The following is a 13,557-nucleotide window of genomic DNA, read 5'->3' as shown; positions in this document are numbered from 1 at the left end:
GCCACGGCCCCCACGACACGCAACCACCTGCCGCCGCTCCACGCACGACACCCATCCCACCCATCCCACCCATTACATCCACGCAACCTCGAAGCGCCCCCACACCGGCCGGCGCCACCAGCACCTCCCCAGCCGACCGCCCCTTCGCTCCCGTAACGCAGATCGCGCCGCCGCACCAAGTGGCCCGCGCACCCTCAGGGGTCCGTCCCACCCCACCGAACCGCCTGGAGTACCACCGATGTCGACCCCACAGCCGTCGAGAGGCGGGTCCCTCCGCCGGAACACGTTGTCCGTGTTCGGTGCCGTCGCCATGTGTATGGCCTTCATGGGCCCCGCCACCAGCGTCGCGTTCAACACGCCGCCCGCCGCGGCGGGAGCCGGGTACGCGCTGCCGCTCGCCATCGTGCTTGCCATGGTGGCCAGCCTCCTGGTCGCCAACACGATCGCCGCGTTCGCCCGCAAGCTGCCGGCGGCCGGCTTCGCCTACACCTACAACAGCCACGGCTTCGGCAAGTCCGGCGGCTTCCTCTCCGGGTGGCTGCTCCTGCTCACCTACGGCATGGTCGGGCCGATGTTGTTCGCCGCGCTCGGGGGATACAGCCACGACTTCCTGGACAGCCAGTTCGACGTCCGGGTGCCGTGGCAGGTGATGTCGCTGGCGTTCGCCGCCGTGGTGTGGGGTGTCAACTCGCTCGGCGTGTCCAGTTCGGCCAAGACCGCGTTGATCTTCCTCGTCCTGGAGGTCGGCGTACTGCTCGGCCTGGCCGGGGTGATCCTCGGCGACGGCGGCGACTCGGGCCTGTCGGTGGCGCCGTTCGATCCGGCCAATTCGATCGACGGCTTCAGCGGCCTGGGCACCGGCATGTTGTGGGGCATCCTGATGTTCATCGGCTTCGAGTCGGTGGCCACCCTGGGTGAGGAGGCGCGCGGCGCCAAACGCAGCATCCCGCTCGCGCTGTTCACCGCGGTCGCGGTGATCGGCACCTTCTATGTGCTGATGGCGTACTCGACCTCGATCGGCTTCGGCTCCGCGCACGGTTCCCAACTGGCCGAGGACGCCGCGCCGTTGACCACCCTGGTGGACCGCTACTGGGGTGTCACCTGGATCCTCGCGCTGACCGTGATCGTCAGCCAGTTCGCCAACGTGGTCTCCGGCTCGAACGCGGCCGTGCGGGTGCTGTTCTCGATGGGCCGCGAAGGTGTGCTCCCGCGCTTCCTGGGCCGGACCAACGAACGCCACGTGCCGCAATCGGCGATCACCGCCTATCTGGGCTTCTCGCTCGTCTTCGCGCTGGTGCTGGGCAGCGGCTTCGGCGGCGATCTGGGTCCGCTGGGCGTGTACGGGTTCGCGGGCACCATCCTCGGGCTCGGGATGGTGATCATCTACATCCTGATGAGCGTCGCGGTGATCCGGTTCTACCTGCGCGAGCACCGGGGCGAGTTCTCCACGCTGCGCCACGGGATCCTGCCCGGGGCGACCGTGTTGCTGATGCTGCTGCCGATATACGGCCAGCTGTGGCCGGTGCCCGATCATCCGAACAACCTCGTGCCGTACGTGATCGTCGGCTGGATGCTGCTGGGCACCGCGTATCTGGTCTGGGCGCACCGCTCGCGTCCGCAGGTGCTGGCCGCGATGGGTCGCGTGTTCGAGGACGAACCGGATACGGGCGCGGCCGGCGCGTCGGCCGCGGAGCCGGGGGAGGGGGCGATATCCGTGCCGGTCGGCCGGACCTGATCCGCGCGGGCAACGCCCGACGGCCCCACGCCCCACGCCGACGCCCCATGCCCGACGACCCCCGGCCTTCGCCCGCCCGCGTGCCCCCCGCATCCCGTCCGCGCGTCCCGCCCCCCTCGCCCCGTCCGCTCGTCTCAAGGAGAGCCTCGCGATGTTCCTCGATCGACTCCTCGCCCACAACCGCCCGCTGATCGGGGCCGTCGTGACGGCTCATCAGGAGGGTCGCCTGCTCGCCAACACGTACGTGGCGGACCTGGACACGGTGGCGCGCAACGCGGCCACGATCGCCGAGGCCGCGCGCTCGCGCGGGCTGTCCACGTACGTGATGGCCAAGCAGTACGGGCGCAATCCCGACGTCACGCGCACCGCGATCGAGGCGGGGCTCGGCCCGGTGGTCGCGGTGGACACCGCGTGCGTGTCGGCCGCGGTCCGGCACGGCCTGCCGGTCGGGCACGTCGGGCACCTGGTGCAGCCGCATCGGGGCAGCGAGGACTTCGTGGTCGGCGCCGACCCCGAGGTGGTCACCGTGTTCTCGGTGGACGCGGCCCGGCGGATCGGGGCGGCGGCGGTACGGCGCGGCGGCGCGCCCGTGTCGGTGCTGCTTCGCGTGCACGGCGACGGGGACCGGTTCTACTTCGGCCACGGCGGCGGGTTCCCGGCCGCCGACGTGGTGGCCGCGGCACGCGAGGTCGACGCGGTGGAGGGTGTGGCGGTGCACGGCGTGACCACGTTTCCGTGCCTGCTCGCCGATCCCGAGCAGCGGCGGATCGTGGCCACGCCCAACCTGGCCACGGTCGTCGCGGCGGCCGAGCGGTTGCGGGCGGCCGGGTTCGACATCCGTCAGGTGAACGCGCCCGGGACCACGTCGGCGCGTTCGCTGACGATCGCCGCCGACGCGGGGGCCACGCATGTCGAGCCGGGCAACGCGATCCACGGGACGACTCCGCTGCACGTGTTCTCCGAGGAGGCGCCGGAGCGGCCGGCGATCGTGTACGTGACCGAGGTGTCGCACGTGGACGGCGACGACGCGTACGCGTTCGCCGCCGGGCACTACGTCGACAAGGTCCTGGGCGAGTTCCCGCTCACCGCGCTGGTGGGCCGGGACGCGGCTACCGCGGTCGAGCGGGTGGCGCGGGTGGACACCGCTCCGGACGGGGCGATCCACTACTACACGGTGCTTCGGGACGCGCGCCGGCTGGGGATCCGGCCGGGCGACACGGTGGTGATGTGCTTCCGGCCGCAGGCGTTCGTGACACGTGGGCGGACGCGGTCGGTGGCCGGGTTGCACGGGGCAGGGTCGCCCCGGGCCGGGTTGCACGAGGCCGAGGCGGGTGCGGTGGTGTGGGGCGAGCGGTACGACGCGGAGGCGCGGGTGGTGGGCGATCCGTCCTGACCGGGCCGCTGCGACGGCCACTGTTTCCGTTGCCCCTTACTCGTTGCCCGTGCCCGTGCCCGTTGCCCGTGCCATGTGCGATTGCCCGACTCGAGGATTGTGACGATCGTGTTCGACTCCGCTGACCTGGTCGACCCACCGCTGCCGCGCGACTCCCTCGGGATAGTCGCGCTCGACATCGGCGGCACCAAGACGGCCATGGCCGCCCTCGACGCGACCGGTACGGTGCTCGCCGAGCGTCGGGTGGCCACCCGCGAGCCGGGCGAGGACATGGCGCACGCGCTGGATCGGCTGCTGCGGCTGGCCCGGGAGCAGGTCGCGGCGGTGACCCGGGACGGGCGGCGCGAGATCGTGGCGGTGGGCCTGGTCTGTCCCGGCACGGTGACCTCGGCCGGGGTGGAGCTGTCGCCGAACCTGCCCGGAATCGAGAACGTGGACGTGCTCGGCCTGGCGCGCGAGGCGTTCGGGTCGGTGCCGGTGGTGGTGGCCAACGACGTCAAGGCGGCGGGGTTGGCCGAGTTGCGCTCGGGCGCGCTGGTTGCCGCCGATCCGGGGCTGTTCGTCAACCTGGGTACGGGAGTTGCCGCCGCGCTCACGGTCGGCGGCCGGGTCGTGGGCGGCGCGCGGGGGGTGGCCGGCGAGATCGGCTACTCGCTGGTGCCGGGTCGGCCGGAGGAGCCGGACCTGGAATCGTTGATCGGCGGCGGCCCGCTCATGACCCGTACGCAGTCCCTGTACGCACTCGCCGGCAATGGCCTGCCGCCGGACGCGGCGGCGATCCTGACCTCCACCGACCCGCGCCTGCGCGCCATCGCCGAGCATGCCCTCGATGTGTTGGCGGGCCACGTCCTCAACCTGTATCTGGCGCTGGATCCGACGCGGATCGCCGTGGGTGGCGGGCTGATGGCCGTGTCCGAGCGGGTGCTCGACGTGCTGCGGGGTTTCCTGGCGAAGCACACTCCGGGCACGGCCGATCCGGGCGATGTGATCGTGGCGGCGCGCTACATCCACGACGGGGCGCTGCGGGGCGCTGCCGCGCTGGCGTGGGACGTGGCTGGGGGTGAGCGGCCGGGGTGGGCGTTGGTGACGTGACGGCGCTGGTCCGCTCCGCGGGCGGGGCGGGTTGTTCCGCGCTCCGAGGCCATGGTTCACGGCCACGGCCACGGCCACGGCCACGGCCACGGCCACCGCCCGGGGCCCACGGCTGCGGTCGGGTTTCGGTGTCGCGGTTTGGTTTTCGGTCCTTGTTGTTCGAAATCGATCGATGGGATGAACATGACGAACACGGCTTCTCCCGCCCTTCCCGCCCCCGGCGCCGTGATGGCCGCCGAGATGGCCGAACAGCCCGATGTGTTGCGGCGGTTGGTGGCTCGACTGCCGGAACTGGCGGCGGCCATTCGGGACGCGTTGCCGGTGCCGTTGCACGGGTCGGTATTGATTGCGCGTGGGTCCTCGGACAACGCGGCGGCGTTCGGGCGCTACCTGTACGAGTTGGCGTCCGGGCGGCCGGCCGGGCTGGCCGCGCCCAGCCTGGTGACCAGGTACGACGCGCACACCGACTACACCGGCTACCTGGTCACCGCGTTGAGCCAGTCGGGTCGTACGCCCGAGATCGTTACGGCGGTGCGGGCCGCGCGCGAGCGGGGCGCCCGGGTGGTGGCGGTCACCAACGAGGCGGACAGCGTGCTTGCGGCGGAGGCGCATGTGCTTGCCGCGACGGACGCGGGTACGGAGATCGCGGTTCCGGCCACGAAGACGGTCACCGCGCAGCTTGTGGCCATGGTCGGGATCGCGCTTGCGCTCGGTCCGTTGCCGCCGACCGTCGCGGATCTCGCGGATCTGGCCGGTCTCCCGGAGGCGGTGAGTCGGGTACTGGCCGGTGCCGACGCGTGTGAGGCGTTGGCCGCGGACTGGGCGCACCACGATCGCCTGGTGGTGGCGGGACGTGGGCTCGGGGGTGCGGTGGCGTTGGAGGGCGCGCTCAAGATTCGGGAGACGTCGGGGGTGTTCGCCGAGGGCATCTCGGTCGCCGATCTGCTGCACGGGCCGATCGCCGCACTGGGCGATCGGGTACCGGTGTTGCTGATCGACCTGGGCGGCCCGACCGCACCGGACATCGCCGCCCTTCGCGCGCGCCTGGTCGCCGACGGTATACCGCACGCGACGGTGGCGCCCGAACTGGGCGACCTGCGTACGGAATCCGCCCGCGCGATCGCCACCACCGTGCATCTGCAAAATCTCGCCCGTACCTTCGCCCTGCACCGCGGCGCCAATCCGGACGCCCCGATCGGCCTGGCCAAGGTCACTCCGACCACCTGATCGTTCGAGCGCCTCGCTCGGGTCGTGGCCGGTGGGTCGACGCCGGCCACGACAGGGTTCACCCGGCCCGGTGTCGCCCGGGGCGGTGGTTGGGCTCGTACGGTGGAGGTATGCGCATTCTGCTCACGTCCGATACGCATCTGCCCCGGCGGGCCAAGGTGCTTCCCGAGCGGTTGCTCGCCGAGTTGGCGGCGGTCGATGTGGTGATTCACGCGGGTGATTGGGTCGACGCCGCCGCGCTGGACCTGTTCGAGGCCCGGTCGCGGCGGTTGGTCGGGGTGTACGGCAACAACGACGGGCCGGATCTGCGAAGCCGGTTGCCGGAGGTGGCCCGGGTCGAGTTGGGCGGGGTGCGGTTCGCCGTCGTGCACGAGACGGGTCCGGCGGAGGGTCGGGAACGGCGGTGTGCGGCGCGGTATCCCGACGTGGATGTGCTGGTGTTCGGGCACAGCCACATCCCATGGGACACCGTGGCCGCCTCCGGCCTGCGCTTGCTCAACCCGGGCTCGCCGACCGACCGACGCCGACAGCCGCATCACACGTACATGACGCTGACCGCCGACGCGGGCGAGGTCACCGACGTGGCCCTGCACGACCTGGATTGATGCGCGACAGTTGCTGCCTTGCCGCGCCGGCTCGGGTGCAGTGCGCGAGTGGACCAACAGATGGTGGGGACCATGACGGCAACACTCGGTGAGAACGTCAGGAGGTACCGGCGCCGCGCCGGGTACAGCCAGGAGCAACTGGCCGAGGCGGCCGAGCTGTCGCTGGGGACGATCCGCAAGGTCGAGCAGGGCGGCACGCTGCGGATGGAGTCGCTGCATGCGATTGCCCGCGCCCTGGGTGTGCGGACCTCGGCGCTACTGGCTGCGGATGCACCGGAACCCGTGCGTTCGGATGATCCCAACCGGCTCCATCTGATCGAGCTTCGCAAGGCCCTGACGCCTCCGGTGGGCCTGAGTGCGCGCCTGCCCGAGCCGGGGGAGGAGCCGAGTCTTCCGGCACTGCGTCGGACCGTCCTGGATGGGGCGAAGCTCTACCACGCCGACCGATATCAAAGCGTCGCACTGCTCCTGCCCGACCTACTGCGGGGTACCGATCGAGCCGTCGAGTACTACGCCGAAGGTGAGGAACGTGCGAGCGCACTCGTCACGCGTGCGGAGGCATACCAGGTGGCCGGGCGCTTCCTGACGCAGACACGGCACTACGACTTGGCCTATCAGGCCCTGGCAGGTGCGATTGCGGATGCGCGGGCGGCCGAGGACACGCTGAGCGCGGCTTCGGGAGTCGTCGGGTTGTGCTGGTTGCTGCTTCGTCAGGGGCGTCTGGACGATGCGGAGACGTTGGCGATGACGACCGCCGAGGCGATCGAACCGAAGATGTCCACGGCCACGCCGGAACAACTCGCCGTATGGGGCTGGTTGGCGCTGCGTGGAGCGGCGGGCGCGGTGCGCAACAACCGTCCGCGGGAGGCACAGGCCCACTTGCGGATGGCGACCGCGGCAGCCGCGGCGGTGGGCGTCGAACGCACCGACTACCACCGTCATGGGATCACCTTCGGGCCGGTCACGGTGGCCATGAAGTCGGTGGAGGACGCGATGATCTCCGGGGATTCCAGAACCGCCCTGCGGCGCGCGGAGGAGGGCCCACTGAGTGCCAAGGGCCGGCGCAAGGCCGGGCAGCCCAGCGGTGACAATTGGAACCGGCATCGGCTCGACGTCGGCTACGCATATGTGAACCTGGGCGATCACCAGAGCGGCATGGACGAACTGAAGCAGGTCCGCGCGGTGTCCCCCGAGTGGCTACGGCATCAGGCGATGGCGCGAGATGTCATGCGCGGCATTCTGCACAAGCGGAAGCGAACCTTGACCGCCGACATGCGCGAGATGGCGACCTATCTGGACGTAGCCGGCTGAGTACCACGCGTCGTCGTAGTTGCCGCCCATCAAGGTGGGAAGTACCACCAGGTGTGCGTGGTGGTCCATTTCATCCGGAGCGCACGGTATCCGGTGGCTGGGTGCACCGCTCCGGCGCCCACGTGTGACGGTCGGGGCGGGCCGATGTCGACGTGGGCGAGGCGGGTCGCCGCACCACGCGGGGGTGACCGGCCCTGGTGGTGGGGGTGTTCAGTCCTTCTCCAATTCGCTTGCCCAGGCGATCGACCATGCCAGGAGGGGGTCGAGGGCCTCGACGAGGTGGGCGCCGAGGGGGGTGAGTTCGTAGCGGCCGGTCGGGTCCTGGATGGCGATTCGGGCCTCGACCAGGTCGCGTAGGCGGGTGTTGAGGACGCTGGAGGACATGTCGTCGCAGCGGCGTTGCAGGGCCCGGAAGCCTGCCGGCTCGCGGCTCAGTTCCCAGATCAGGCGCAGGATCCAGCGCCGGCCGAGCAGGTCGAGCGCGGCCATCGGCGCGCGTCCGGTGGTCGAGCCCCGGACCGGGCCGCCCGGAAGGGGGATGCCGCGTTCGTCGTCGGTGTCGCTGCCCACGGGCGTTGCCCTTCTCTTGCGCTTCGCTTTCAGAAGCAGCATAGTGCTTCTGAAAGCGAAGCAGCCGATCGGCCCTACCGGCCAGTGCAGGAGTGCGTCCATGTCGCGGATCACGCCGTTGTCGCCGCCCTACGCCGCCGAGACCGAGGCGGCGTTGGCCCGTTGGATGGGACCGGCGCGCGAGCGTGAGCCGCTCGCGCTGTTCCGGGTGCTGGAGCACCATCCGGAACTGGCGTCGCGCATGCGTGTGCTCGGCTCCGGGCTGCTGGTGCACGGCACGCTGCCGGCCGTGGAACGGGAGACGGTGGTGCAGCGGGTATGCGCGCGGGCCGGTTGCTCGTACGAATGGGGCGTACACGCCGAGGTGTTCGGCGGGCGGGTCGGCCTGAGCCCGCGCCGGCTCCGGGCCACCGTGTACGACGACGCGGGTGCGTGGACCGAACGGCAGGCGATTCTGGTGCGGGTGGTCGACGAACTGCACGACGGCGCCGACCTCACCGACGAGGCGTGGGCCGACCTGCGTGTGCGGTTCGGGGACCGGGAGATCGTGGAGATCCTGGTCCTGGCGGGGTGGTACCGCACGATCGCCTACGTGGCCAACGCGCTTCGCCTGCCGGCGGAGGAGTGGGCGGCGCCGTATCCGGTGCGGGCCTGACCGTCGAGGGCCCGGCGTCCGGGGTGCGCTGTTCGCCGGCGAGACATCCGTGCCTCAGTGACGTGCTCGGTCCGAGTCCGCCAGGTTTCATAACGATCGCTATACAATGGCAGCATGTCCGGTACCCCAGGCCGCCCGCGCGGCTTCGATCGCGAGGCCGCGCTGGACCGCGTGGTGCTCGAGTTCTGGCAACACGGCTACGAGGCGACCTCGGTGGCCTCGCTGACGGCCGCGATGGGCATCAAGCCGCCCAGCCTGTACGCGGCGTTCGGCGACAAGCGCAAGCTCTTCAGCGAGGCCATTCGGCGCTACGGGGTCACCTACGGTGCGGTCGCCGGTGACGTGATCACCGCGGCGCCGGACGCGCGCCGGGCGATGGAGAGTTTGCTGTACGCGCTGGCCGCCGCGTACACCGAGCCCGGTCACCCGCCGGGCTGCATGGTGATCACCGCGGCAGTCAACTGCACGTCGGCGTCCGAGGAGGTCAAGGCCGAACTGCGTGCGATTCGCGAGGCGTCCAAGGCGGTGATGCGCGCGCGGATCGTCGCCGACACGACCACCGGCCGGCTGCCCGCGGACACCGATGCCGACGGTCTCGCCACCTACTACGCGGCGGTGGTCCAGGGCATGTCCACCCAGGCAGTCGACGGCGTCGACCGCGCGACCCTGGAACGCGTCGCCGCGCTCGCCATGCGCTGCTGGCCGCAGGGTACGGCGACGTAGCCCGCGCCTACTCGTCGTGGCGGGCGGGAGGTTCGGTGTTCAGGAGTTCGTATTGCCGTCGCGCTCGGTCGAGTTCCCGCGCTCCTGGTCGGCCAGGTGTGCACGGGCGTCCGGCCAGGTGATCGGCAGGCTCTCGGCCGCCACTTCCCAGAAGGTGAAGGTCGACGTGCGCATGGTCGGGCGCAGCGCCCCCATGATGCCGCGGTGCGGTTCGGTCCGCACGAAGGTGTCCAGTGCCTCGCGGCTCTCCCACGCGGACAGCGTGTAGAAGACGCGCTTCAGCGGTTGGGCGATCAGCGAGGCGCCCACCGCCCCCGGCGCGGACTTCACCTGACGCCAGGCGGCCAGTGATTTGAGGAAGAACTTCGGTACGTCCTTGGCCGAGTGAACCTCGAACCGGGAGGCCATCACGAGCACCCGAGTCCCGGGTATGGCCGGGTTCGGGGTGGTCCAGGGGAGCGTGGGCACCGTAGGGCTCGCTTTCGGAAAGTCGATCATGAGGACGCGGGCAAGACCGAGAGCGTACGCGCTCCCACGCGTCCCGCCCACCGCACTCGCGGACCGATCGCGGACCCGCGCGGGCGAACCGGTGTCGCACCTGGAGCGTGCCCGCGTCCCACGCCACCTGTGGGTCCAGGTCGTTGAACAGGCCGCGGGCGCCGCTCTCGACCAGCCGCCGGGCGCGGAAGAGGATGTCCCCCTCCAGAAACGTCAGGATCCGCAGCCGGTACGGCGCGAGCGCCAACTCCCAGTACGCCTCGATCGTTTCGGCCAACCGGCGCAACTCGCGCTCGGGGTCGGCGCGCAGGGCGGCGATCCGCTCCGGCGCGACCTCCGAGGTGGTGCGCAGCAGTTCGCGTGGGGTGGCGCGCAGCGTGGCCGGCTCGACGTCCAGCGAGGTCGTGGGGTGGTCGGCGGCGGGCACAGGAAGCCTGCGAGGGCCCGGGTCGGTACCGGGACCAGCTCGGTCAGCGGCGTCAGGTCCACCTTCGCGGCGGCCAGGCGCGGGCGGACCTGATCCGTCCAGGCACGGTGCATGCCCTGTTCGTCCGCGCCCTTGAGGACCCGCACGCTCGCGATCACCTCCCACAGCGGGGAGACCACGAAGCGGGTGCGGGCCACGTCCTCCGGGGTGAATTCGATCTCGACATCACACCTGCGCCGATAAGATGGCGAGCGCGAACATCGCGGGCCGCAGCGCGGGCGGTTTCCTGGTCCAACTGGTCGCGGCCCCGGTCGCGTTGGTGTGCACCGTGGCCGGCTACCTCGCGTCCGGCCTCGGGCTCGCCCGGATCCGCGCGGACGGGGCGCCGGCCGCGACCGGCGGCACCGAAGCCCGGCTTCGGGCCGAGATGGCCGAGGGACTGCGCCACGTGGGCCGGCGTCGCGAGCTGCGCGCCCTCGCCTGCACGGCGGCGCTGACCAACTTCGGATCGCAACTGGTCAACGTGCTGCTGCCGGTCGTGTTCGTCCGGGAACTGCACCTGCCCGCAGGCGCGTTGGGCCTCTACCTGGCGCTCGGTGGACTCGGTGTCCTGGTCGGCGCGCGCTGCGCCCGACCGATCTCGACCCGACTCGGCTCGCTGGGCTTCCTCCCGGTCTTCTGCTCGCCGGTGCGCACGCTGCGCGTCCTTCCCGAGGGGCCGACCCTGCCGGTGGCCGCCGCGCTTCGCGCCGAGGCACCGGCCGCCAAGGGGTAGCCGAGCCGACCGGGTGCGCCGAGCCGGCGACATGATCCATTCGTCTTCTTGTGGCTGTCATGTCTCGGCCACACCGGCGCAACACGCGGCGGCCAGACTGGGGGCATGTCGAAGCTCAGCACACCGGAGACGCCTGTGACCCAAACGAACGACCTGCTCGATCCGAACCCCCGGCACGAACGCGAGCGAGGCATCGCGCTCGTGGCGCACGACCGGTGCAAGCCGGAGATGCTCTCCTGGGCCAGGACCCACCGCGAGACCCTGGCCCGGCACCGCCTGTACGCGACCGGCACCACCGGTGGCATCCTCGCCGACGAACTCGACCTGGAGATCGTCCGCTTCCGCAGCGGTCCGCTCGGCGGCGACCAACAGATCGGGTCGCGGATCGCCGAGGGGGACGTGGACCTGCTGGTGTTCTTCTGGGATCCGCTGAGCCCGCAACCGCACGAGCCCGACGTGCGCGCGTTGTTGCGACTCGCGGTCCTGGCGGACATTCCGGTGGCCTGCAACCGGGCGACTGCCGACTTCGTGATCACCTCGCCGCTGCTGGCGATGGCGGACGACCCGGACCGCACCGGTTCGCCGATGTTCGCACCACTGGCGGCATAGCGCGCTTCCATCCCCCGCCGGGCCGTGGATCCGCGCTCAGGGCCGGGACAGGCCCGTGCGGTAGGCGTAGCGCACCGCGTCGGCTCGATTGCGGACGTTGATCTTGGCGAAGGCGTTGTTGATATGCGTCTTCACGGTCGCCTCGCCGATGGACAGTGCGGCGGCGATGCCCGCGTTCTTCAGACCGGCCGCGATCAGTGTCAGCACCTCCACCTCACGATCGGTGAGCCGATCGGGATGCGCGCTACCGGTCATGGCCGCCTTCGGAGGCGTTGTCGATTCGGACCCGTCCCTCACGTCGGTCGTCCTTTCGAGCCTTGCCGCACCCATCGCGGTGATACGGGCAGTGTCCGGTTGATTTTGTGCTTTCGGATCGGTCCGTACCCGCTCGCGCCGGACAACCCACCGGGAGCGAGACGGTCCTGATCGCGATCGGCGACGTGGTGGTGTGCGGGCCTTCGTCGGCGCGTCGGCGTGTGCCGACGAAGGCGGGCACGTCGGGTATGGTCAGCCGGCCGCGGGCGGGGTGGGTTCCCGGCGGGACCAGTGCGTGAGCACCTCGGTGTACGGGTTGGCGGGAAGCCGGGAGATCGCGTCCCGGGCACCGCGTTCGTAGCCGTCGGCCAGGGCTCGTGCCTCGGCGCCGGCGCCGGTGGTCTCGACCAGCGAACGCATCCGGGCGAGCGCGGTCTCCGGATTGCCCTCGTGCAGGAGGGCGCGCCGGATCGCGGCGCGCTGTTCGACGCTGCCGCGTTCGTGGGCAAGCAGCACCGGCAGGGTCGGGCGGTGGTTGCTCACGTCACTGTCGGCGGGCTTGCCCATCGTGGCGGCGGATGCCTCGTCGTACGGGAGCAGGTCGTCGCGGATCTGGAAGGCCAGGCCGACGTGTCGCCCGAACGCGCCGAGCGCCTCCACCGCCGCGTCGGTCCCACCGCCGAGGATCGCGCCCACCCGGCAGGACGCGGACAGCAGCGCGCCGGTCTTGCGGCCGGCCATCGAGAGGTAGTCCTCGACCGGGCAGTCCAGATCGCCGGCGAAGCCGAGTTCGTCGAACACGCCCTGACACATCGCGTATCCGCCCTCGGCCTGCGCCGCCATCGCGCGGGCGATGCGCTCGCCCGGCACGCCGTGGCGCGCGCACTCGGCGAGCGCGCCGAACCAGGCGAAGTACAGGGCGCTGCCCGCGATGATGGCCCGCTCGGGGCCATAGGCGACGTGTACCGCGGGCCGGCCGCGCCGCTCCTCGTCGGCGTCGACGATGTCGTCGTGCACCAGGCTGCCGGTGTGCACGCACTCCATGCCGACGGCGGCCGGCAGCGCGTGCTCGACCTCGCCGCCGACCGCGAGCGCGGCGTACATCACCAGCGCGGGTCGCAGCAGCTTGCCGGTCGGCAGCAACGCGTACCGGTGCACCGCGTCCATGCCGTCGGCGCCCTGCGGCCAGCGGCGGGCGAACTCGGCGGCCAGGACGGTGGGTACGTCCACGATCGGCCGATCGGAGAACTCGTACGGGGTGGGCGCGACGATCGTGTGCGCCCGCCCGGTCGATCGACGTTTATGGGCCGTCGAGGAAACCTGCGGTGTCTCGGTCACAGCGTGCGAACCCCCTGTATCGCCCCCGGAGCGCGGCCCCCGGTGCGCCGAAGCGGCTGGGGGCGACGCATGACGCGGACGCTCGCCGGCGCCCGGATCAACCCAACAGACCCCGGCGGTTCGCCGACAGCCGGGTACGGAAGCATCGCTCCGGCGTGCGCTCACCCGAACGGGAATCCGCGCTTCCACTCCCCACCATCGCGTGGTTTCGCGTCGGGGCGCACGGCTGCGGGCCGCGTCCACGGGTCCGGTGTACTCGGCGCCGGCGGTCGGCGGCGGCCGTCCGGGCCGTCCGCCGACTCCTCACGGTCGAGGTCCCCGAGCGCGGCCTGGGCCTGTTGCGA

At 71.5% G+C, this 13,557-nt stretch carries 14 protein-coding genes; 10 read left to right on the top strand and 4 right to left on the bottom strand.

Annotation, left to right across the window (positions count from 1 at the left end):
• Nucleotides 1-238 precede the first annotated feature (238 nt).
• The 6 genes from A3IC_RS0132560 to A3IC_RS0132535 all read left to right on the top strand — a co-directional run bounded on the left by A3IC_RS0132560 (nt 239) and on the right by A3IC_RS0132535 (nt 7,363).
• A complete protein-coding gene (locus A3IC_RS0132560; RefSeq protein WP_079026814.1) occupies nt 239-1,735 on the top strand; it encodes an APC family permease in 1,497 nt (498 codons plus the stop codon).
• 151 nt (nt 1,736-1,886) lie between these two features.
• Entirely contained in the window at nt 1,887-3,128 is a 1,242-nt protein-coding gene (locus A3IC_RS0132555) for an alanine racemase (protein WP_020554268.1), read from the top strand.
• A gap of 108 nt (nt 3,129-3,236) precedes the next feature.
• Nucleotides 3,237-4,220: an ROK family protein gene (locus tag A3IC_RS57790; RefSeq protein ID WP_158696187.1), complete on the top strand. Its 984-nt coding sequence runs from the start codon at nt 3,237-3,239 to the stop codon at nt 4,218-4,220.
• A gap of 183 nt (nt 4,221-4,403) precedes the next feature.
• A complete protein-coding gene (locus A3IC_RS0132545; RefSeq protein ID WP_026219008.1) occupies nt 4,404-5,447 on the top strand; it encodes an SIS domain-containing protein in 1,044 nt (347 codons plus the stop codon).
• A 110-nt stretch (nt 5,448-5,557) separates the two neighbouring features.
• Nucleotides 5,558-6,052: a metallophosphoesterase family protein gene (locus tag A3IC_RS0132540; protein ID WP_020554265.1), complete on the top strand. Its 495-nt coding sequence runs from the start codon at nt 5,558-5,560 to the stop codon at nt 6,050-6,052.
• A gap of 72 nt (nt 6,053-6,124) precedes the next feature.
• Nucleotides 6,125-7,363 carry a helix-turn-helix domain-containing protein gene (locus tag A3IC_RS0132535; RefSeq protein WP_026219007.1) on the top strand — a complete coding sequence of 413 codons (1,239 nt, stop codon included), beginning with the start codon at nt 6,125-6,127 and terminating at the stop codon, nt 7,361-7,363.
• 210 nt (nt 7,364-7,573) lie between these two features.
• Here A3IC_RS0132535 and A3IC_RS0132530 read toward each other — a convergent pair whose 3' ends face one another.
• A complete protein-coding gene (locus tag A3IC_RS0132530; RefSeq protein WP_020554263.1) occupies nt 7,574-7,933 on the bottom strand; it encodes a winged helix-turn-helix transcriptional regulator in 360 nt (119 codons plus the stop codon).
• 100 nt (nt 7,934-8,033) lie between these two features.
• Between A3IC_RS0132530 and A3IC_RS0132525 the strand changes: the two genes are divergently transcribed.
• Together A3IC_RS0132525 and A3IC_RS0132520 are read left to right on the top strand one after the other, a co-directional pair.
• Nucleotides 8,034-8,588: a carboxymuconolactone decarboxylase family protein gene (locus tag A3IC_RS0132525; protein ID WP_020554262.1), complete on the top strand. Its 555-nt coding sequence runs from the start codon at nt 8,034-8,036 to the stop codon at nt 8,586-8,588.
• Between the two features lie 114 nt (nt 8,589-8,702).
• Nucleotides 8,703-9,311 carry a TetR/AcrR family transcriptional regulator gene (locus A3IC_RS0132520; protein WP_020554261.1) on the top strand — a complete coding sequence of 203 codons (609 nt, stop codon included), beginning with the start codon at nt 8,703-8,705 and terminating at the stop codon, nt 9,309-9,311.
• A gap of 39 nt (nt 9,312-9,350) precedes the next feature.
• Here A3IC_RS0132520 and A3IC_RS57785 read toward each other — a convergent pair whose 3' ends face one another.
• A complete protein-coding gene (locus A3IC_RS57785; protein WP_040877501.1) occupies nt 9,351-9,779 on the bottom strand; it encodes an antibiotic biosynthesis monooxygenase family protein in 429 nt (142 codons plus the stop codon).
• 701 nt (nt 9,780-10,480) lie between these two features.
• Between A3IC_RS57785 and A3IC_RS0132505 the strand changes: the two genes are divergently transcribed.
• Together A3IC_RS0132505 and A3IC_RS0132500 are read left to right on the top strand one after the other, a co-directional pair.
• Entirely contained in the window at nt 10,481-11,011 is a 531-nt protein-coding gene (locus A3IC_RS0132505; RefSeq protein ID WP_020554258.1) for an MFS transporter, read from the top strand.
• 105 nt (nt 11,012-11,116) lie between these two features.
• On the top strand, nt 11,117-11,620 hold the full coding sequence (locus A3IC_RS0132500) for a methylglyoxal synthase (protein WP_079026812.1): 504 nt from the start codon (nt 11,117-11,119) through the stop codon (nt 11,618-11,620).
• Between the two features lie 36 nt (nt 11,621-11,656).
• On the opposite strand, the gene A3IC_RS0132495 is transcribed toward A3IC_RS0132500, so the two are convergent.
• Both A3IC_RS0132495 and A3IC_RS0132490 read right to left on the bottom strand, forming a co-directional pair.
• Nucleotides 11,657-11,875, bottom strand: coding sequence for a response regulator transcription factor (locus A3IC_RS0132495; protein WP_020554256.1), 219 nt, complete (start codon nt 11,873-11,875; stop codon nt 11,657-11,659).
• A gap of 252 nt (nt 11,876-12,127) precedes the next feature.
• Entirely contained in the window at nt 12,128-13,213 is a 1,086-nt protein-coding gene (locus A3IC_RS0132490) for a polyprenyl synthetase family protein (RefSeq protein ID WP_020554255.1), read from the bottom strand.
• Between the last annotated feature and the right edge of the window lie 344 nt (nt 13,214-13,557).

It is taken from the genome of Embleya scabrispora DSM 41855 (assembly GCF_000372745.1).
In the GTDB taxonomy this organism is placed as follows: domain Bacteria; phylum Actinomycetota; class Actinomycetes; order Streptomycetales; family Streptomycetaceae; genus Embleya; species Embleya scabrispora.
Note: the sequence above shows the minus strand (reverse complement) of the source record. Positions and strands in the feature narration are given on the sequence as shown.